Source organism: Streptomyces sp. NPDC059816 (assembly GCF_042732055.1).
Lineage (GTDB): Bacteria > Actinomycetota > Actinomycetes > Streptomycetales > Streptomycetaceae > Streptomyces.
The window spans coordinates 97,998-118,544 of sequence record NZ_JBHWIQ010000005.1; the positions used below are offsets into that span (position 1 = coordinate 97,998).

A 20,547-nucleotide genomic window follows, 5' to 3' on the forward strand; every position below is an offset into this window, starting at 1 on the left:
CTCCACCCCGCCCGGCTCAGGGCTCGCCCAGTTCCCGTACGAGCCGGGCGGCCGAGGTCGTCGCCCGGACCAGGTGGAGTGCCGGCGGTCGGCCGGCGGCCGTGCGCAGTTCGGCCTCGGCCCAGGTGGTGGTGGCGTTCGTGTCGGTGGTGCGGGTCCGTTCCCCGCTCGGCACCCGGGTGTCCCCGTCCGCGGAGGTGGTGCGCAGCGCCGGGACCTCGTCGAGGTCCGCGGTCAGCGTCCCGTCGGAGCCCGGGTTCCACCGTGCGCGGGCGATCCGGTCGGCCGTGGGCGTGGGGCCCGTCGCCCCTGGGGCCGCGAAGGACGGCAGGCCCGTGGGCCGGGGCGGTGCGGACGGGACGGAGCGGCTGGGACAGGGCGAGGGGGGCCGCCGGGCCCGGCCGAGGGGGTGGCCGTGACGTCCGGCGGGCGCGACGCGGTCCCCCGCTCCCCGGGGGCGGCCAGCAGACCGACGAGCAGCGCCGCCGTGGCGTGCGCGCCGAGCGGGCGGACCCCGTGCTCCGGTCCGCGCCACTCCCACAGTCGCGGCCACCGGCGGGCGAGCAGGGGCCATCCGACGAGGGCGGCCAGCACCGCCCACCACAGGGTGCCGCCGAGCAGGTCGAGCAGGGCCTCGGCGAGCAGCGCGATCGGCCACAGCAGGAGCAACAGCAACTGGCCGCTTCGCCGTTCGGCCCGCGCGGCGGCCCCGTCGGTTCGCTCGGCGTCGATGGGGTGCGCAGGGGGCTCCGGTGCAGTCGGGCGGTCAGCTGAAGCCGACGGTCACATGGTCGATGAGGTGTTCGACCGGCCCGAGCAGCTCCGGCTCCAGGTCCTTGTAGCTGTGCACCCGGGACAGGATGTGCTGCCAGGCGGCGCCCGTATTGGCGGGCCAGCCCAAGGCGGTGCACACCCCCGTCTTCCAGTCCTGCCCCCGCGGCACCCGCGGCCAGGCGGCGATGCCGAGCGCGGCGGGCCGCACCGCCTGCCAGACGTCGACGAAGGGGTGGCCGACGACCAGGGTGTGCGGGTCCGTGATCGAGGCCGCGATCCGGGACTCCTTGCTGCCGGGCACCAGGTGGTCCACCAGGACGCCGAGCCGGGCGTCGGGGCCCGGGGCGAACTCCGCGACGATCGCCGGCAGGTCGTCCACGCCCTCCAGGTACTCCACGACCACGCCCTCCACGCGCAGGTCGTCACCCCACACCTTCTCGACGAGTTCGGCGTCGTGACGGCCCTCGACGTAGATGCGCCCGGCGCGTGCGACCCGTGCCCGCGCCCCCGGTACGGCCACCGAACCGGAGGCGGTGCGCGTGGGGCGGTCGGGGGCCGGGCGCCCGGGACGGACCAGGGTGACCGGCTTGCCGTCGATCAGGAACCCGCGCGGTTCCATCGGGAAGACCCGGTGCTTGCCGAACCGGTCCTCCAGGGTGACGGTGCCCGCCTCCACTTGGACCACTGCACCGCAGAACCCCGTCGCGACCTCCTCCACCACGAGGTCCGCCTCCGCGGGGACCTCGGGTGCGGCGCTCTGCTTCTTCCAGGGCGGAGTCAGATCCGCTGAGTACTGACGCATCCCGCGACGATAGAACGCCCAGCGCCGGCCCCAGCCCCAGACCTCGCCCCAGCCCCAGGCCCCGCCCCAGCCCGGCGCCCCGCCCGCCCGTGCCTCAGCCCGCCGCCGTGCGCAGCACGTCCCGCTGGGCCGTGACGAACGCCGACCCCACCACGGACCCGTGCCCCGGCACGTACCGTGCGCTCGGCCCGCCGAGCGCGAGCACCCGGTCCAACGCGCCCGGCCACGCCGCCGGGTGCGCATCGGGCCCCGCCTGCGGCTCCCCGGACTCCTCGACGAGATCGCCGCAGAACACCACCAGGGGTTCCCCGGCGACGACCACGACCAGGTCCTGCCCGGTGTGCCCGGGTCCCACGTCCGCGAGGACGACCGACACGCCCCCCAGGTCCAGGGCCAGCGTCCCCGTCACCTCCACCCCGGGCGCGCGCAGCGCCCCGGCCGCCGCCGCGGCCTCACCGGGGTCGACCCCGTACCGCACCGCGTCGTCCCGCAGTTCCTCCCGCCCCGCGACCAGCAGCGCACCGATTCCGGCCGCCCCGTACACCGTCGCCCCGGGGAACGCCGGCGCGCCGAGGACGTGGTCGAAGTGCGGATGGGTCAGTGCGAGGTGCGTGACGTGCCCGCCGTCGAGCAGCCGCTCGGTCTGCTCCCGCAGCTCGGCGCCCTCCCGCAGGGTGGAGCCCGCGTCCACCAGCAGGGCCGCCCGTTCGCCCGCGACCAGCCCGACCGTGCAGTCCCAGCCGGGCAGCCGTTGCCGTCCCGTCCGGGGCCCGATCCGCTCCCAGCCCTCCGTCGCCCAGGGGATGTCCCGTGTCGTCCGCATACCGTGACGCTAGGTCATTCCCGGCGGGCACGCGGCTTTGCCCCGGACCCGGCGGGCGCACGGTCGGCCGGCCGGCCGGGACGCGTGGCCGGACGGCGCGGCGCAGTGGCTCGTGACACGGCCTTGCTACGTGCGTACCCACCGGCCGTACACTTGGCTGGGAACGCTGGCACTCGACTGTCATGAGTGCCAGGCACCGTTCCGCGGGGCCGGTTCGGGCCCGCGTCGACGCAGAGGGAACCAGAGGAACGGGAGGTGCGCGATGCTCAGTGAACGCAGGCTGGAAGTGTTGCGCGCCATCGTCCAGGACTACGTCGGCACGGAGGAGCCGGTCGGCTCCAAGGCGCTGACCGAACGGCACCGCCTGGGCGTCTCCCCGGCTACGGTCCGTAACGACATGGCGGCACTGGAGGAGGAGGGGTTCATCGCCCAGCCGCACACCAGTGCGGGGCGCATCCCCACCGACAAGGGGTACCGCCTGTTCGTGGACAAGCTGGCCGGGGTCAAGCCGATGACGGCCCCCGAACGGCGCGCCATCCACCACTTCCTCGACGGGGCGGTGGACCTCGACGACGTCGTGGGCCGCACGGTCCGGCTGCTGGCGCAGCTGACCCGGCAGGTCGCCGTGGTGCAGTACCCGTCCCTGACCCGTTCGACGGTGCGGCACGTGGAACTGCTGTCGCTGGCCCCGGCCCGGGTGATGCTCGTCCTGATCACCGACACCGGTCGGGTGGAACAGCGGATGGTCGACTGCCCGGCTCCGTTCGGCGAGACCTCGCTCGCCGATCTGCGGGCGCGGCTCAACAGCCGGGTCGCGGCTCGTCGGTTCGCCGACGTGCCGCAACTGGTGCAGGACCTGCCCGAGGTGTTCGACACCGAGGACCGGGGCAGTGTCTCGACCATCCTCTCCACTCTGCTGGAGACGCTGGTCGAGGAGACGGAGGAGCGGCTGATGATCGGCGGTACCGCCAACCTCACCCGCTTCGGACATGATTTTCCCCTCGTGATCCGGCCCGTCCTGGAGGCGTTGGAGGAGCAGGTCGTCCTCCTCAAGCTCCTCGGCGAGGCGGAGAATTCGGGCATGACCGTAAGGATCGGTCACGAGAACGCCCATGAGGGGCTCAACTCCACGTCCGTCGTGTCGGTGGGCTACGGTTCGGGCGGCGAGGCAGTCGCCAAGCTCGGCGTGGTCGGCCCGACCCGCATGGACTACCCGGGAACGATGGGAGCAGTACGCGCAGTGGCACGTTACGTCGGACAGATCCTGGCGGAGTCGTAAGTGGCCACGGACTACTACGCCGTACTAGGCGTACGCCGCGACGCGTCCCAGGACGAGATCAAGAAGGCGTTCCGCAGGCTCGCGCGCGAGCTGCATCCGGACGTCAACCCCGATCCGAAGACCCAGGAGCGGTTCAAGGAGATCAACGCCGCCTACGAGGTGTTGTCGGACCCGCAGAAGAAGCAGGTCTACGACCTCGGCGGCGATCCGCTGTCCCAGGCGGGCGGTGGACCCGGCGGCTTCGGCGCCGGTGGCTTCGGCAACTTCTCCGACATCATGGACGCCTTCTTCGGAACGGCGTCCCAGCGCGGTCCCCGCTCCCGCACCCGGCGCGGTCAGGACGCGATGATCCGGCTGGAGGTGGAGCTGGACGAGGCGGCCTTCGGGACCACCAAGGACATCCAGGTCGACACCGCCGTCGTCTGCAACACCTGCAACGGCGAGGGCGCGGCGCCCGGCACCAGTGCCCAGACCTGTGACATGTGTCGCGGTCGGGGCGAGGTGTCGCAGATGACCCGGTCGTTCCTCGGCCAGGTCATGACCTCGCGTCCCTGCCCCCAGTGCCAGGGTTTCGGCACGGTCGTGCCCACCCCGTGCCCGGAGTGCGCGGGCGACGGCCGGGTCCGTTCCCGTCGCACCCTGACGGTGAAGATCCCGGCCGGTGTCGACAACGGCACCCGCATCCAGCTCGCGGGCGAGGGCGAGGTCGGCCCGGGCGGCGGCCCCGCCGGTGACCTGTACGTCGAGATCCACGAGCTGCCGCACGCGGTCTTCCAGCGGCGCGGTGACGATCTGCACTGCACGGTGACGCTGCCGATGACGGCGGCCTCGCTGGGCACCAAGGTGCCGTTGGAGACCCTGGACGGCATGGAGGAGATCGACATCCGGCCCGGTACCCAGTCCGGCCAGTCGATCCCCTTGCACGGTCGGGGCGTGACGCATTTGCGGGGCGGCGGTCGGGGTGACCTGATCGTGCACGTAGAGGTGCAGACCCCGTCCAAGCTCGATGCCGAGCAGGAGCGGTTGTTGCGGGAGCTGGCGAAGCTGCGCGGTGAGGAGCGCCCCATCGGTCAGTTCCAGCCAGGTCAGCAGGGGCTTTTCTCCCGGTTGAAGGACGCGTTCAACGGTCGCTGACGCAGTGCGTCGCGGCGGCCGGATCGCCACCCTCCGTAGTGGGGCACCCCCGTCCCGGTTCTCGTCCGGGCGGGGGTCGCCCATGCATCGGTGCGAAAACGCTAGAGCTGTCGGGGAATTGGCGAACAATCGCCGCTCCCGAGCTGGTGCAAACCTCAAGCACCGCGCTGACCAGCGCAGCTGTGCTCCCGTCGAAGATCCACCCGTATCCACGCACGGCCGGAATATGCCAGATGTACGGCTGGATTCGGACTTGTGTGGAGGACGTGACAACATGCCGTCATGTCCTCCGCACTGACCGATCTCCTTCCGTGCCCGATCGTGCAGGCCCCGATGGCGGGCGGGGTGTCCCGGCCGCAGCTGGCCGCAGCCGTGTCCGAAGCGGGCGGACTGGGGTTCCTCGCCGCCGGCTACAAGACGGCCGACGGCATGTACCAGGAGATCAAGCAGGTGCGGAGCCTGACGTCCCTCCCCTTCGGCGTGAACGTCTTCATGCCCCAACCCGAGTACGCGGACCCGGCGGTCGTGGACGTCTACGGCCACCAGCTCGCCGGTGAGGCCGGCTGGTACGACACCGAGCTCGGGGACCCCGACAGCGGTCGGGACGACGGCTACGACGCCAAGCTCGCGATCCTCCTCGACGACCCCGTACCCGTGGTCTCCTTCCACTTCGGCTGTCCGACCCGCGAGGTCATCGCCGCCCTCCGCAAGGCGGGCACCCTCACCCTCGTCACCGCGACCACCCCCGAGGAGGCACGGACCGTCGCCTGGTCCGGCGCCGACGGGGTGATCGCCCAGGGCATCGAGGCGGGCGGACACCAGGGCACCCACCGGGACAGCCTCGACAACGACGGCACCGGACTCGGGCTGCTCGCCCTCGTCACCCAGGTCCGGGAGAACGTGGAGATCCCCGTCATCGCCGCCGGGGGGCTGATGCGCGGCGCCCAGATCGCCGCCGTGCTCGCCGCCGGGGCCGATGCCGCGCAACTCGGCACGGCCTTCCTGCCCACCCCCGAGTCCGGCGCCCACCTGATGCACAAACAGGCGCTCACCAACCCCCTGTTCACCCGCACCGAGATCACCCGCGCGTTCACCGGGCGCCCCGCGCGCGGCCTGGTCAACCGTTTCCTGCGCGAGCACGGCCGCTACGCCCCCGCCGCGTACCCCCAGGTCCACCACCTCACCGGCCCGCTGCGCAAGGCCGCCGCCAAGGCCGCGGACCCGCAGGGCATGGCCCTGTGGGCGGGCCAGGGCCACCGGCTCGCCCGGGAGATGCCCGCCGGGGACCTGGTCGAGGTGCTGTGGGCGGAAACCGCGGACGCCGTCGACACCCTGGCCGTGGGGAGGGCCTCGTGACCGCACCCGTTTTCGTCGTCCCCCGCCTCGACGGCCTCGACGCTCCCGGCGGGCGTTTCGTCCTCGACGGCCCCGAAGGACGGCACGCCGTGTCCGTGAAACGGCTGCGGGCCGGTGAGGAGATCGTCCTCACCGACGGGCAGGGCCGCTGGGCGGACTGCGTCGTCACCGGCTCCGAGGGCAAGGACCGACTGCTCGTGCACGTCACCTCGTCCCAGGAGGAACCGCCCCCGGCGCCGCGGCTCACCGTCGTCCAGGCCCTGCCCAAGGGCGACCGGGGCGAACTCGCCGTGGAGACCATGACGGAGACCGGCGTCGACGCGATCGTCCCGTGGGCCGCCGCCCGCTGCGTCACCCAGTGGCGCGGCGACCGGGGCGGCCGGGCCCTCGCCAAGTGGCGGGCCACCGCTCGGGAGTCGGGCAAGCAGTCGCGACGGGTGCGCTTCCCCGAGGTGGCGGACGTCATGACCACCAAGCAGGTCGCCGCGCTCCTGGCCACCGCCGACTTCGCGGGCGTCCTGCACGAGGACCAGCACCACGGCAGTGCGCCCTTCGCCACTGCCGATCTCCCCGGTGCCGGGGAGATCGTCCTCGTCGTCGGTCCCGAAGGGGGTGTCTCTCCCGAGGAGTTGGCGGCTTTCGCCGAGGCGGGTGCGGGTGCTTATCGGCTCGGGGCGAGCGTGTTGCGGACCTCCACTGCTGGTACGGTGGCCGCCGGGCTGGTGCTGGCTCGCACCGGACGCTGGTCCTGAGGGTCGGCCCCCCGACCCGTACGTTCCGGTGCGCGTGCGTTGTTCTGCGCGGTGCGCTGGGGGGTTTGCGCAGTTCCTCGCGCCCCTGATTTCTGTGCGTTCCGGTGCGCGTGCGCTGTTCCGTTGGGGGTTGCGTAGTTCCTCGCGCCCCTGAGTTCTGGGCGTCTCGGTGCGGCGGCCTGGAGGGCGACGGGACGGCCGTGCCTTTGAATGTGATCGAAACCGGTGACCTGGGAACCCACCGCTGCCTAGGGTGATCGGGTGACTCAGTCTGCGTACTTCCGGTACCCGCATGTCCACGGCGAGTTGGTCGCCTTCACGGCAGAGGACGACGTCTGGATCGCGCCACTCGACGGTGGGCGTGCCTGGCGGGTAAGCGCCGACAACGTGCCCGTGAACCATCCGCGGATCTCCCCGGACGGCACCACCGTCGCCTGGACCTCCACCCGCGACGGCGCCCCCGAGGTCCATCTGGCGCCCGTCGACGGCGGCCCGTCCCGCCGGCTCACCCACTGGGGCGGCTCCCGCACCACCGTCCGCGGCTGGACCGACGACGGTCGGGTCCTCGTCCTCGGCTCCCACGACCAGGCGAGCATCCGCCGCAGTTGGGCCCGCGCCGTCCCGCTCGACGGCGGCCCCGCCGAAACCCTGCCGCACGGCCCCGTCGGCGACGTCGTGACCGGACCCGGCGACCGGACGGTGCTCCTCTCCGCGGGGATGAACCGCGAAGCGGCCTGGTGGAAGCGGTACCGGGGCGGCACCGCGGGCAAGTTGTGGATCGACCGCACCGGCGACGGCACGTTCGTCCGCCTCCACGCCGACCTCGACGGCAACATCGAGTACCCCGTCCGGGTGGGGGAGCGGATCGCGTTCCTCTCCGACCACGAGGGCGTCGGCGCCGTGTACTCCTCCCTCGCCGACGGCACCGAACTGCGCCGCCACACCCCGCTCGACGGCTTCTACGCCCGGCACGCCGCCGGCGACGGCACCCGCCTCGTCTACGCCAGCGCCGGTGAACTCCTGCTCCTGGACGACCTGTCGGGCGCCGTGCCCCGCCGTCTCGACATCCGCCTCGGTGGCCAGCGCACCGACCTCCAGCCGCACCCCGTCAGCGCCGAACGCTGGTTCGGCGCCGCCTCCCCCGACCACACCGGACGCGGCAGTGCGGTGTCGGTGCGCGGCTCGGTCCACTGGGTGACCCACCGCGAAGGGCCGGCCCGCGCCCTCGCCGCCGAGCCGGGCGTCCGGGCCAGGATGCCGCGCACCTTCCGGGCGGACGGCGAGGAACACGTCGTCTGGGTCACCGACGCGACGGGCGAGGACGCACTGGAATTCGCCCCCGCCACCGGCGCCCCGCTGCCCGGCGGCCCGGCCCCCATCGACCCGGCGGAGCCCGCCCCCGCCGACGCCGCCACGGGCGCCACCGGCACGGGCACCGCCGCCACCGACACCACCGCGCCCGCCACCACGGCGCACCCGCCCCGCCGCATCGGCGCCGGGGAACTCGGCCGGGTCGTGGCCCTCGCCGTGGCCCCCGACGGCTCCCGCGCCGCGGTCGCCGCGCACGACGGCCGCGTCCTGCTGGTGGAGCGGACCAGCGGCGAGGTCCGGGAGATCGACCGCGGCGAGCACGGCGACGCCTCCGGCCTCGCCTTCTCCCCGGACTCGGCCTGGCTGGTCTGGTCACACGCCGGCCCCGGCCCACTGCGGCAGCTGAAACTCGCCCACACCGCCGACGGGACCGTCACCGAGGCCACCCCGCTGCGGTTCCGCGACTACGCGCCGGCGTTCACCGCCGACGGCAAGCACCTCGCCTTCCTCTCCGCCCGGGCCTTCGACCCCGTCTACGACGAGCACGTCTTCGACCTCGTCTTCGTCGACGGCTCCCGCCCGCACCTGATCACCCTCGCCGCCACCACCCCGTCCCCGTTCGGACCGCAGCGCCACGGCCGCCCCTTCGAGACGCCCGACAAGGACGAGACCCCGGACAGCGAAGGCGCCCCCACCACCCGCATCGACCTCGAAGGGCTCGCCGACCGCATCGTCCCCTTCCCCGTGGAGTCCGGCCGCTACTCCACCCTCCGCGCGGCGAAGGACGGCGTCCTGTGGCTGCGCCACCCCGTGGTGGGCGTCCTCGGCACGGCCCGCGCCACCCCGGACGACCCGCACCCCAAGGCCGACCTGGAGCGCTACGACCTGGTCCAACGCCGGATGGAACACCTCGCGTCCGACGCCGACCACTTCGCCGTCACCGGCGACGGCAAACGCGTCCTGCTGTGGACGGACGGCAAGCTGAAGGTCGTCCCCAGCGACCGGCGCGCCCCCTCCGACGAGGACGGCGACGCCCACCTCACCGTGGACCTCTCCCGAGTGCGCCACCAGATCGACCCGGCCGCCGAGTGGCGCCAGATGTACGCGGAGACCGGCCGGTTGATGCGCGACCACTTCTGGCGGGCCGACCTCGGCGGCGTCGACTGGGACGCCGTCCTCGACCGCTACCGGCCCGTCCTCGACCGGGTCGCCACCCACGACGACCTGGTCGACCTGCTGTGGGAGGTGCACGGCGAACTCGGCACCTCCCACGCCTACGTCATGCCGGGCGGCGGCTGGGGCCACGGCGACGGCGCCCAGGGCCTGCTCGGCGCCGACCTCTCCCGGCACCCCGACGGACGGTGGCGCATCGACCGGGTGCTGCCCTCCGAGACCTCCGACCCGCGGGCCCGCTCCCCGCTCGCCGCACCCGGGGTGGCCGTCCGCAGCGGGGACGCCGTCCTCGCCGTCGGCGGGCACCCGGTGGACCCGGTCACCGGCCCCGCTCCGCTGCTCGCCGGCACCGCGGGCAAACCCGTGGAACTCACCGTGCTCCCCGCCGCGGGCGGCGCCCCGCGGCACGTCGTGGTCCTCCCGCTGGACGACGAGGGGCCGCTGCGCTACCACGCCTGGGTCGCCGACCGCCGCGCCCACGTCCTGGAACGGTCCGGCGGGCGCCTCGGCTACCTCCACGTCCCGGACATGATGGCCCCGGGCTGGGCCCAGATCCACCGGGACCTGCGGCTGGAGGTCATCCGCGAGGGCCTGATCGTGGACGTCCGCGAGAACCGGGGCGGCCACACCTCGCAACTCGTCGTGGAGAAGCTGGCCCGCCGGATCGTCGGCTGGGACCTGCCCCGCGGTCAGAGCCCGGTGAGCTACCCGCAGGACGCCCCGCGCGGCCCGGTGGTGGCCGTCGCCGACGAGTTCTCCGGCTCCGACGGCGACATCGTGAACGCCGCGATCAAGGCCCTCGACATCGGCCCGGTCGTCGGCACCCGCACCTGGGGCGGTGTCGTCGGCATCGACAGCCGCTACCGGCTCGTCGACGGCACCCTCGTCACCCAACCCAAGTACGCCTTCTGGCTGGAGGGGTACGGCTGGGACGTCGAGAACCACGGCGTCGAACCGGACGTGGAGGTCGTCCAGGCCCCGCAGGACCACGCGGCGGGCCGCGACCGGCAGTTGGACGAGGCCGTCCGGATCGCCCTCGACGCCCTTGCCCGGCACCCCGCGAAGACGCCCCCGCAGCTGCCCTAGCGATCCGACGCCCCGGCGGCGGGCCGGCCACCGATAGCATGCCCCCGTACCCGGCACCGCCGGGGCGCACGCCCGAACCCGACCCGTGAGGAGACGTGAGCGACGTGACCGACGTGGCTGGACAGCCGCAGGACGACTGCCTGTTCTGCAAGATCGTGGCCGGCGAGGTGCCCGCGACGATCGTCCGGGAGACCGAGACCACGGTCGCCTTCCAGGACATCAACCCCCAGGCACCGACCCACGTCCTGGTCATCCCGCGGGTCCACTATCCGGACGCTGCCTCGCTCGCCGCCGCCGCGCCCGAGGTCGCCGCGGACGTGCTGCGGGAGGCCGGACGGGTCGCCGCCGCGCACGACACGCAGAGCTACCGCATCGTCTTCAACACCGGCTCCGGCGCCGGGCAGACCGTGTTCCACGCCCATGCGCACGTCCTGGCGGGCCGCGGCCTCCAGTGGCCCCCCGGCTGACCCGTGTCCGCCCGTGAGCTCGTCGTCCTCGGCACGGCCAGCCAAGTACCCACGCGACACCGCAACCACAACGGCTACCTGCTGCGCTGGGACGGCGAGGGCATCCTGTTCGACCCGGGGGAGGGCACCCAGCGGCAGATGCTGCGGGCCGGGGTCGCCGCGCACGACATCAACCGGATCTGCGTCACGCACTTCCACGGCGACCACTCGCTCGGCCTCGCCGGGGTGATCCAGCGCATCAACCTCGACCGGGTCCCGCACCCCGTCACCTGCCACTACCCCGCCTCGGGGCAACGCTTCTTCGACCGGCTGCGCTACGCCACCGCCTACCGCGAGACGGTGGAACTGACCGAGGCGCCCGCCGCGGCCGACGGCGTCCTCGCGGACCCGGGACCGTACCGTCTGGAGACCGCCAGGCTCTCCCACCCGGTCGAGTCCTTCGGCTACCGCCTCGTCGAACCGGACGGCCGCCGGATGCTGCCCGCGCTCCTCGCCGAGCACGGGATCGGCGGCCCGGACGTGGGCCGACTGCAACGGGACGGCGAACTGCGGGGCGTCCACCTGGACGAGGTCAGCAAGGTGCGGCGCGGCCAACGGTTCGCGTTCGTCATGGACACCCGGCTGTGTGACGGGGTGCACGCCCTGGCCGAGGGGTGCGATCTGCTCGTCATCGAGTCGACGTTCCTCACGAGCGAGGAGTCCCTGGCGGTGGAGCACGGCCATCTGACCGCGGCGCAGGCCGCCCGGGTCGCCGCCGCGGCAGGGGTACGGCACCTGGTCCTCACCCACTTCAGCCAGCGTTACGCCGATCCCGCCGCCTTCGAGGCGGAGGCCCGCGCCGCCGGGTTCACCGGGGAGCTGACCGTCGCCGCGGACCTGACCAGGGTGGCGCTGCCGAAGCGGTAGGCAACGCCCGACCCCCCGGGCCCGTCTCACATGCTGAGCCGCCCGACCCCCGGGTACTGGTCAAGACGTTTACCTGCACGTCACACTTACCTTGCCCCGAGCACGGCAACGGCGCCGAGCGCTCATGGACGCACCGGACCCGGGCGAGCCGCAGTTCCCGCCGATCCGGTGACAGCCGCGCAAGGAAGGCCCCTCTGTGACGACGCGATCCGACATGCAGAACGTACTCGGCGACATCCTCACCGAGATCGAGCAGCGCAACCCCGCCCAGCCCGAGTTCCACCAGGCCGCCCACGAGGTCCTGGAGACCCTGGCACCGGTCCTCGCGGTGCGCCCCGAGTACGCCGAGGCGGGCATCGTGGAGCGGCTGTGCGAGCCGGAGCGGCAGATCATGTTCCGGGTGCCGTGGCAGGACGACCGCGGTCGGGTACGGGTCAACCGCGGTTTCCGCGTCGAGTTCAACAGCGCGCTGGGCCCCTACAAGGGCGGGCTGCGCTTCCATTCCTCGGTCAACCTGGGAGTCGTCAAGTTCCTGGGCTTCGAGCAGATCTTCAAGAACGCGCTGACCGGCCTCGGCATCGGCGGCGGCAAGGGCGGCAGCGACTTCGACCCGCACGGGCGCAGCGACGCCGAGGTCATGCGGTTCTGCCAGTCCTTCATGACGGAGCTGTACCGGCACATCGGCGAGCACACCGACGTGCCGGCGGGCGACATCGGCGTCGGCGGCCGGGAGATCGGGTACCTCTTCGGCCAGTACCGCCGCATCACCAACCGCTGGGAGGCCGGCGTCCTCACCGGCAAGGGCCGCGGTTGGGGCGGCTCGTTGATCCGCCCGGAGGCCACCGGGTACGGCAACGTGCTGTTCGCCGGGGCGATGCTGCGCGAACGCGGCGAGGACCTGGAGGGGCAGACCGCGGTGGTCTCGGGCTCCGGCAACGTCGCGATCTACACCATCGAGAAGCTGCACGCCCTCGGGGCGAACCCGGTGACCTGCTCGGACTCCTCCGGGTACGTCGTGGACGACAAGGGCATCGACCTGGAGCTGCTGAAGCAGATCAAGGAGGTCGAGCGGGGCCGTGTCGACGCGTACGCCGCGCGCCGGGGCGCCTCGGCCCGCTTCGTGCCCGGTGGACGCGTCTGGGACGTGCCCGCCGACGTCGCGCTGCCCTCGGCCACCCAGAACGAGTTGGACGACGCCGCCGCGGCCGTACTGGTCCGCAACGGCGTGAAGGCGGTCTCCGAGGGCGCGAACATGCCGACGACGCCCGCGGCGGTCCACCTGTTCCAGCAGGCGGGCGTCGCCTTCGGCCCCGGCAAGGCGGCCAACGCGGGCGGCGTCGCGGTCAGTGCCCTGGAGATGGCGCAGAACCACGCCCGTACGTCCTGGTCGGCGCAGCGGGTCGAGGACGAGTTGACGCACATCATGAACGACATCCACGCCACCTGCCACGAGACCGCCGAGCGGTACGGCGCCCCCGGCGACTACGTGACGGGCGCGAACATCGCGGGCTTCGAGCGGGTCGCCGACGCGATGCTGGCGCAGGGCGTCATCTGACGTCGGCCCGGCTGAACCGGCCCCGGCTGACGGGTCCCGGCTGACCGGTTCCGGCTCGGGTCCCGTCGGGGTCGGTCAGCCGAGGGCGTCCGTTCCCGTCGGTCCCCGGTCCGGCTTGCGGGTCGCGCCCCGCACCATGCGGGCGTGGCCGTAGCCGGCCGGCGCGGGGGCGGGCCCGGCGGCCGGCGGAGCGGGCAGGGCGGGGGAGCGGTAGAGGTAGCCCGTGCCGCGGACCGAGACGAGGGAATCGCCCCCCACCGGTGTCGCGTCGAGCTTGCCGCGCAACCGGGAGACGGTGAACTTGACCCGGTCGCGGGCGCCCGGGTCCGCGGTGCCCCAGCCCGCTTCGAGCAGCGTCGCGAAGCGCTGCACGGTCCCCGCGTGGCGCACCAGCCGGTCGAGCACCCGGAACTCGGTCGCGGAGAGGGCCAGTGGGGAGCCCGCGGTCCACGCCCGGAGCCCCGGGGAGTCCAGCCGGAGCAGCCCGTCGTCGAACACGTCCCCCTGCCGGCGCTCCGCCGCCCGGTGGCGGTACAGCACCCGTCTGATGCGGGCGCCGATCTCCCGGGGCTGGCACGGCTTGACGATGTAGTCGTCCGCGCCGTTCTCCAGACCGACCACCACGTCGACGGGATCGCTGCGGGCCGTCAGGTGGATGACCGGGACGTCACTGACCGCACGTAACCTGCGGAGCACTTCGTATCCGTCGAGGTCCGGCAGCATGATGTCGAGCAGGACCAGGTCGGGGCTTTGCAGATAGGCGCTGCGCAGCCCGGCGCGGCCGGTGCCCTCGGTCAGGACGTCGTACCCCTGGCGCTTCAGCGAGAGGCCCAGCGCCTCGCGGATCGCGTCGTCGTCCTCGATCAGCAGCACGCGGGACGGGCGGGACGGCCCCGCCCCGGACCGGGCGGGCGGCTCGGCGCGCGGACGGGGCGGCTCGGCGGAGACGGGCCGGGGAGTCGTCACGAGTTCGGAGGCCGGCACCTGTTGGTCCATGAGGTACTGGGCGGTCACGGTGTGGCACGCGGCGCAGAAGCGGAACGGCGTCCCGCTGACGATCAGCGTGTGCTCGGCCGGCCGCGGGCAGCGTCGGCCGGCCAACTCCGCCGTGCAGGGCCCGCCGTCCTGGAGTCGGAGGGCGGCCTCGCGGGCGCGGGCCCGGCGTCCCGCCGAGCGGCAGGTGCTGGAGCAGTACTGGCGGGGACGCCCCGAGGTGCGCGCAGGGGGCAGGACGCCACCACAGGTGCGGCACGAACCCACTGGTGCGGACACGGCTGATGACCCCTCTCACCCGGCACGAAACACGTTTCGTGCTCCCGGTCGGAAACGGTGTACGGACACTCCTTGGCCTTTGCCGCCGGATGCGGTTACCTGGAAGGGCCGTACGGAGAACAGGTACAGGGTCCGACCGCCGATCGACGGCCGGACCCCGGTGCCGCGGTCGTTCGAGCTTGCCGGCGTTGACGACCGCGTCATCCACCGCGGTGAGTGCCCTCGCCGCAACGGCGAGGGCCTGCCCGTCGGTGAGGGTTCGCGACCGCATCCACCGACACAGCACGGTACGCGCCCCCTTCCGCCGTGCAGGCCGTGGAGCACCCACGAACGGTCACCACCTCCGGGACGACGAGGACCGGATCGAGCCGAGACCGTCGTCCGGCGCGGTCCCCTCCGTGTCGTCCCCGCACCGACCGTGCGCATCGAGGTCCTCCTTTCGACGGCGCTCGCGGACCTTCACGGGCCGTCGCGACACGCATGCGGCGGTCGGGCCGTGAAAGCAGGTCTCGGACGCGTCGTGATCGGCGTGACGGGGTGGTGTGCCTTCCACGGTCCCGTGGGGGACGACGGGCCGGCAAGCACACGCAATCAAGGTAGTGACGGGAGCGGGTGACCCGTCTCGGCGAAGTTCGGTCATTCTCGAAGTTGGGGTCCCCGTAGCACTCGGGAAAGACCGGGCGGATATGGCTGACGGATGGTCTTCCTCGCCGCCTCGGTCGCCAATTCCTCATGTGACATGGAGATGCGCGCCAAGACTGGCTGACCACCGACCCCGGCCGGCGGCTGGAGCGCCGCAAGGTGACTCGCGACCGAGACAAGGCCGTCCCCCGCGCCCGGCTGGAAACGGCTGTTCACCGACGACCGCTCTGCCCTGCGGGAACGCGCGTTCTAGCGCCTCGCGTACGAGACGTGCGCGCGGGCGGACGAACTGCTCGGGCTCGACGTGCCCGGCCTCGACCTGGAGTTCCACCGCGGCCGGGTGGCGGAGAAGGGCGGCGGCACCGCGTACGTGCACGGGGAGACTCCCACCGCGCGCCTGCTGCCCCGCCTGCTCCAAGGCCGCGTCATCGGACCGGTGTTCCTCGCCGACCGCCGGGCCCCCGCCTCCGGCAGGCGCGCCCCCGCCCTGGCGGACATCGACCCGGCGACCGGCCGAGGCCGCCTGTCGTACCCGCGGGCCGAGCGCCTGTTCAAGACCGCGTCCGCGCTGCACGACCCGCACGGCAGCGGCTACACGCTCCACCAACTGCGACGCTCCGGACTCAAGCACCTCGCGGAGAAGGGTCGCTCCGCCCCCGACCTCCGCCCGCGTCACCGCCGAGAACGACGAACACAACCGCCGACATCGACGTTGAGGAACACCGGGATCGGGAGCGGTCAGCGGATGGGGGTGGCGAGTTCGGGGACGATGTCGAGGTAGGACGAGGCGATGGGGCTCAGGCCGGTGCGGGGCCACAGGAAGCCGTAGTCGATCGGTGGGGCGTCGTGCAGCGGGACGAAGGTCAGGCCCGGGCGGGAGTGGAAGTCCCGGGCGCGCATCGCCACCGTGCTGACGCCGACGCCCATGCTGACGTGGACCAGGACCTCGGGCCAGAAGCGGGTGGCCGGCCCCTGCGGGATCGGCCGGCCGGACGGGGTTCTTCGGGGGAAGTGGTGGTCCATCCAGTATTCGGGGATGTGTTCCGAGACGATCGTGACCAGCGTCGTGTCGGCGAGGTCTTCCATCGAGACGGAGTCCTTGCCTGCGAAGGGGTGGCCTGCGGGCACCAGCAGTCCGCGCGGCTCGGCGAACATCAGCGGACCCTGCACGATGTCGGGCTCGTCGATGGGGAAATCGGTGAGTTGCAGGTCCACTTCGCCGGCCCGCATGCGGCCGAGCGGGTCGAGGAGCTGGATCTCCTCGATCTCCACCACGCTGTCCGGATGGCGCACGCGGAACCGGTCGGCGGCCTTGACGAGCAGGTTGCCGCACCACGGCGCGGAGAAGCCGACGCGTACCACACCCTCGATGCGCCCGCCGCGGGTCGTGGTGACCGCCTGTGCGAGCCCGGCGGCGATCTGGTCGTACGCGGGGCGCAGGTCGTCGCGCAGCTGCTCACCAAGCGCGGTCAGCGTCACCTTGCGGCTGTTGCGTTCGAACAGCAGGCCGCCGACGCGGCGTTCGAGCTTGCGGATGGTCTGGCTGATCCGGCCGGTCGTGACGTGCAGGCGTTCCGCGGTGCGCCCGAAGTGCAGCTCCTCGGTGAGTGTGAGAAACGCTTCGAGCTCCATCCGTTCCAGCATGCTCACCCCTTGATCGTTTAATCGTGCTCAACCTTGCGTGGCTCGGTCGGGTCTTGTTGCGCCGCGCGCTGATCTTGCACGCTGAAGGGGTCGCGTCCGAAGGGCCCCCGGGGCCTCGGAGCGCACTCCCTCATCCTGCGAAACGGAGACTTCCGCATGAGCAAGGTCGTTGCGGTCATGTACATCACGATGGACGGCGTGGTCGAGGACCCCGCCTGGACCGGCCCGTTCTGGAACGACGAGCACGCCAAGTACCAGAACGGCCAACTGCGCGCGAGCCGCGCCCTGCTGCTGGGGCGCGCGACGTACGAGATCTTCGCGAAGACGTGGCCCCCGCGCGACGAGTCGGACGAGTTCACCGCGCGGATGAACCACATCCCCAAGTACGTCGCCACCACCACGCTGCAGACGGCGACCTGGAACGCGGCGATCCTCGACGGCGACGTCGTCGAACAGGTCGCCAAGCTCAAGGCCGAGCCGGGCGGCGACCTCCTGATCTACGGCAGCGCCACGCTCGTCAACACGCTGATCGAGCACGACCTGGTCGACGAACTCAAGTTGTTCCTCTACCCGGTGACCGTCGGCACCGGCAAGCGCCTGTTCGTGGACGGCCTCGCCCCGAAGACCTGGACGCTCGCGGGCACCCAGTCCTTCAGCTCGGGCGCGATCGTCCTCGACTACCGCCCGGCACCGGCGGCCTGACGCACCCGCATCGGCCCGCGCCGGGTGACCACTGGTGCGGGGCGGGGCGGGGCGGTCAGGTTGGCGCCGTAGGCGGTGGTCGCACGGATGTGCAGGTCGGCGACGCCTTCGGTGTCCTTGAGCGCGTTGTGGATCCGGCCGTGGGTGGTGCCGGCGTCCAGGGAGGCTGAGACTCCGCGGGCGGCGTCGATCGACACGTCACCGGCGAGGAGGGTGAGGCGGGCGCTCGCGGCCTCGTCGAGTTTGACGCACGCTTCTTCGCCGGTGCGGCCTCGATCCGCAGGACCCCGTCGCCGTATTCGACCGTGGTCTGCGCCGCCGCTGTCACGTCGCGGGCCTTCGAGGCGTCCACGGGCACAGGGCCTCGGCCGTGGTGTCGGCGCGGTCGGCGGAGATCGGGGCCGGGGTGTCGAACTTCTGCATCGTGCGTTCCTTCGATTCGTTGTTTCTGATAATGAGAACGCTACGTTGCATTTATCATCACGGCAACAAGGATATTGCGAAGGATCTGTATCTATGCAGGTCGTAGGGCGGATATTGTTGCAATGGTTTTGGCTTTAACGCAACGACATCCCTCTCGGCGTTGCAATGAAGTGAAGGTGAACGCTACGCTGGCGGGTCGGCAGTGGTCCCGTCAGCGGGAACGCAGGTTCCGCCTCGGGTTTGGACGCGGCGCGGTAGAGGGTGATCGGCAACCGCTGGCCGGGGTCGGAGTACAGGAACTCCAGTTTCGCGATCTCCGCTTTTCACCGCTGCCGGCGACGCCTCCACCGGCCCCGTGCCCAACCATCGCAGCCGGGTCATCCCGAGCCCGGCATCCATCTCAAGTACCGCGCCGCCAGCCGCAAGTGCTCCGTGCGGGTCTTCGCCCGCCCGCCCGTACGCGCGGATGGCGTCCGGATCGACCTGGAGCTGCTCAGCCATATCCGCCCGATCTTTCCCGAGTGCTACGGGGACCCCAAGTTCGGTCATTCTCATCGAAGTCCGACCGGCTTGGTGAGGCCGTGCATCCGGCTTGCTCACACCCCGAACATCCCTGCCCGCCGCATCCGCAACTCGGAGCGCACGAGTTCGAGAAGACGCCCCGACCAGTTGCGGCCCTCGCCGGCATTGTCGCCCCAGAAGGGCGAGTTCATGTCGTCGTAGATCACAGTGGCGTCGTCCGTCGCCAGCAGGATCTCGGCCAGCTCGGGGTGTTGGTCGTACTTGGCGCGCAGCAGGTGCGTCATGACGGCGGTCCGGACGTGCTCCCAGTCCTCGCGGCGGGGTGCCCCGGCCGCGAGCGTCCGCGCTGCGGAGGCGGTCTCCGCCGTCGCGATCGTGTGCCGCGTCTCGGGCTCGGCGACCGACAAGGCCCAGTAGGCATGGACGACGGAGGGGTAGCCGGTGTCGGCGACCGTGATCGGGGCCGGGTAATCGTGCCGCAGGCCGAGCCTTCCGGGATCGGCCACCGGCTCGCTCGGATACGAGTGGTACAGCTTGACAGCCGGTGCGTGCGGTGCCGCCGGTCCGTCCGCAGGGACGCGGGTGGCCCTCTGGGCCCTCCACCGGGCCCGCTCCTCGAAGTACGCGAGGGCGCTGTCGTAGGTCTCCTGCGTGACCGTCCCGTCGAACGAGAGGTAGGTCCGGCCACCAGGCCCTGCCACCAGTACGCGCAGCGCCCAGTCCTTGCTGTCCATGTCGCCCAGCGCGAAGCGGCGCTGCGGCTCCGGGACGGCAAGGAACGCGGCACGGGCCGCGGCCCGGTTCTCCTCGGTCCGGTCGGCGAGGAACGCGTCGACAGCGAGCAGGCAGCGGTCCGTCGAGTCGGGCCGCCCGTTCAGCTGGTCGATGGCGTCGCGGACTTCGGCGGCCAGCAGCTCGGGCGTGAGTCGGCTCTCCGGCTCGCTGAACGTCCAGTCCGCCAGCTCGTGGGCGGACGCCTCGCCACCCTCCGGAAAGCTGGTGGCCACCCAGCCGGCGCGCAGCTTTTCGTCGAACTCCTCGACGGTGACCAGGCCCCAGCAGTCGATGAGCCCGTCCGCGTAGATGAAGAGGTCAGTGAGGAAGTAGCGGTCGCCGTTGCGGATGAAGGCGTGCCGCCAGGTCCCGGGTATGCGGACGCCGTCCGCTGTGCGATGAGTGATCCGATTGCCGATCATCCCGGGATTGTGCCGCAGCCATCGCCGCCCGGACCGTGAACATCCTCTGGGCGGCTCCCCACACCTCAAGGTCCGACACGTCGTCCGGCGCTGAACCTGGTGGTCGAACGCGGAGCTTTCGCGAGGTAATGCTCTACTGAGCCCATGGGGAGCTCCTACATGGACCACCGCGGATGCGGGTTCTGGGCGCGTGACTTTCAGGCCGAGGTGTACCTCTACCTCCTGTCCGAAGAGGCAGACGATGTCGCCGATCGTCCGGCGTGGCTCGATGCTGCCCGGGCCGATTGGCGATCACAGGCGACCACGGGCTTCATGGGGTGTGTTTCGTCGTGCCTCGATGAGCACGTGGGAGTTGATCCGGAGCGCATCGCCATGGTGCTCGCCCTGGCGGAGCGGGTGCGGCAGCGGCTGATGCGGTGGGCCCCCGCGATTCCGAAGGACGTCGTGAACGCGTTCGGAACCGGCGGCGGGGCAGAGTCGTTCAACCGCGACCTGGATACGGCCCTCCTGGTGAAGTTCGCTGATGCCTTTGTCCGTCTGCTCCGCGGTGAGATCCCTGCGGAGCCGGGTACGACCACGGCGTACTAACCCAAAGGGCACCATCTAGGCCCCTCGCATGCCGGTCCTGGCTGACCGCCCGGGCGTGGTATCGGTTCGAAATGCCGGCACCGGACCAGATCAGCTGAGACGGGGCGACGCTCCCCGAGGGTATTAATTAAGTGACCGGT

Annotated in this window: 18 protein-coding genes and 1 pseudogene; 11 read left to right on the top strand and 8 right to left on the bottom strand. The window is 72.1% G+C overall.

The features are described 5' to 3' along the window. Positions 1-16: 16 nt before the first annotated feature. The 4 genes from ACFV88_RS08845 to ACFV88_RS08860 form a co-directional block, all read right to left on the bottom strand. The gene (locus ACFV88_RS08845) at positions 17-175 is read right to left on the bottom strand and encodes a hypothetical protein (protein ID WP_385487589.1); all 159 of its coding nucleotides are present in this window, start codon (positions 173-175) and stop codon (positions 17-19) included. Positions 176-234: 59 nt separating this feature from the next. Beyond that, the gene (locus ACFV88_RS08850) at positions 235-675 is read right to left on the bottom strand and encodes a hypothetical protein (protein ID WP_385487591.1); all 441 of its coding nucleotides are present in this window, start codon (positions 673-675) and stop codon (positions 235-237) included. 91 nt (positions 676-766) lie between these two features. Then, the gene (locus tag ACFV88_RS08855) at positions 767-1,576 is read right to left on the bottom strand and encodes a DUF3097 domain-containing protein (protein ID WP_385487593.1); all 810 of its coding nucleotides are present in this window, start codon (positions 1,574-1,576) and stop codon (positions 767-769) included. A 94-nt stretch (positions 1,577-1,670) separates the two neighbouring features. Next, complete coding sequence (locus ACFV88_RS08860; RefSeq protein WP_385487595.1) at positions 1,671-2,399, bottom strand: MBL fold metallo-hydrolase; 729 nt, start codon at positions 2,397-2,399, stop codon at positions 1,671-1,673. 262 nt (positions 2,400-2,661) lie between these two features. Between ACFV88_RS08860 and hrcA the strand changes: the two genes are divergently transcribed. The 8 genes from hrcA (at position 2,662) to gdhA (ending at position 13,418) form a co-directional block, all read left to right on the top strand. Further along, on the top strand, positions 2,662-3,678 hold the full coding sequence (hrcA, locus tag ACFV88_RS08865) for a heat-inducible transcriptional repressor HrcA (RefSeq protein WP_385487597.1): 1,017 nt from the start codon (positions 2,662-2,664) through the stop codon (positions 3,676-3,678). Continuing rightward, entirely contained in the window at positions 3,679-4,812 is a 1,134-nt protein-coding gene (gene dnaJ / locus ACFV88_RS08870) for a molecular chaperone DnaJ (protein WP_385487599.1), read from the top strand. It abuts the gene before it with no gap. A 282-nt stretch (positions 4,813-5,094) separates the two neighbouring features. Continuing rightward, positions 5,095-6,168 (top strand): nitronate monooxygenase, encoded by a 1,074-nt coding sequence (locus ACFV88_RS08875; RefSeq protein ID WP_385487601.1) that lies wholly within the window; start codon positions 5,095-5,097, stop codon positions 6,166-6,168. Next, the gene (locus tag ACFV88_RS08880; RefSeq protein WP_385487603.1) at positions 6,165-6,920 is read left to right on the top strand and encodes a 16S rRNA (uracil(1498)-N(3))-methyltransferase; all 756 of its coding nucleotides are present in this window, start codon (positions 6,165-6,167) and stop codon (positions 6,918-6,920) included. Before ACFV88_RS08875 ends, ACFV88_RS08880 begins: the two co-directional genes overlap by 4 nt. A gap of 261 nt (positions 6,921-7,181) precedes the next feature. Continuing rightward, positions 7,182-10,490: a S41 family peptidase gene (locus tag ACFV88_RS08885; RefSeq protein ID WP_385487605.1), complete on the top strand. Its 3,309-nt coding sequence runs from the start codon at positions 7,182-7,184 to the stop codon at positions 10,488-10,490. A 113-nt stretch (positions 10,491-10,603) separates the two neighbouring features. After that, complete coding sequence (locus tag ACFV88_RS08890) at positions 10,604-10,957, top strand: histidine triad nucleotide-binding protein (RefSeq protein WP_385487992.1); 354 nt, start codon at positions 10,604-10,606, stop codon at positions 10,955-10,957. Positions 10,958-10,960: 3 nt separating this feature from the next. Further along, entirely contained in the window at positions 10,961-11,863 is a 903-nt protein-coding gene (locus ACFV88_RS08895) for a ribonuclease Z (protein ID WP_385487607.1), read from the top strand. Between the two features lie 196 nt (positions 11,864-12,059). Next, positions 12,060-13,418 (top strand): NADP-specific glutamate dehydrogenase, encoded by a 1,359-nt coding sequence (gene gdhA / locus ACFV88_RS08900; protein ID WP_385487609.1) that lies wholly within the window; start codon positions 12,060-12,062, stop codon positions 13,416-13,418. A gap of 75 nt (positions 13,419-13,493) precedes the next feature. Here the strand turns inward: gdhA and ACFV88_RS08905 are convergent, their stop codons facing one another. Next, positions 13,494-14,690, bottom strand: coding sequence for a response regulator transcription factor (locus ACFV88_RS08905; RefSeq protein WP_385487611.1), 1,197 nt, complete (start codon positions 14,688-14,690; stop codon positions 13,494-13,496). Between the two features lie 946 nt (positions 14,691-15,636). On the opposite strand from ACFV88_RS08905, the gene ACFV88_RS08910 reads away from it, so the two are divergent. Beyond that, on the top strand, positions 15,637-16,113 hold the full coding sequence (locus ACFV88_RS08910) for a hypothetical protein (protein WP_385487613.1): 477 nt from the start codon (positions 15,637-15,639) through the stop codon (positions 16,111-16,113). Here the strand turns inward: ACFV88_RS08910 and ACFV88_RS08915 are convergent. Then, on the bottom strand, positions 16,071-16,976 hold the full coding sequence (locus tag ACFV88_RS08915) for a LysR family transcriptional regulator (protein ID WP_385487994.1): 906 nt from the start codon (positions 16,974-16,976) through the stop codon (positions 16,071-16,073). The genes ACFV88_RS08910 and ACFV88_RS08915 overlap by 43 nt on opposite strands. A 156-nt stretch (positions 16,977-17,132) precedes the next feature. Between ACFV88_RS08915 and ACFV88_RS08920 the strand changes: the two genes are divergently transcribed. Continuing rightward, positions 17,133-17,678 carry a dihydrofolate reductase family protein gene (locus ACFV88_RS08920; protein WP_385487615.1) on the top strand — a complete coding sequence of 182 codons (546 nt, stop codon included), beginning with the start codon at positions 17,133-17,135 and terminating at the stop codon, positions 17,676-17,678. Between the two features lie 65 nt (positions 17,679-17,743). Here the strand turns inward: ACFV88_RS08920 and ACFV88_RS08925 are convergent. Together ACFV88_RS08925 and ACFV88_RS08930 are read right to left on the bottom strand one after the other, a co-directional pair. Further along, positions 17,744-18,101 (bottom strand): annotated as a pseudogene (locus tag ACFV88_RS08925) (hypothetical protein); the annotation flags it as partial. 596 nt (positions 18,102-18,697) lie between these two features. Next, positions 18,698-19,819, bottom strand: coding sequence for an NADAR family protein (locus tag ACFV88_RS08930; protein ID WP_385487617.1), 1,122 nt, complete (start codon positions 19,817-19,819; stop codon positions 18,698-18,700). Positions 19,820-19,978: 159 nt separating this feature from the next. On the opposite strand from ACFV88_RS08930, the gene ACFV88_RS08935 reads away from it, so the two are divergent. Beyond that, positions 19,979-20,407, top strand: a complete 429-nt coding sequence (locus tag ACFV88_RS08935; RefSeq protein ID WP_385487619.1) for a hypothetical protein — start codon at positions 19,979-19,981, stop codon at positions 20,405-20,407. The last annotated feature ends 140 nt before the right edge of the window (positions 20,408-20,547 follow it).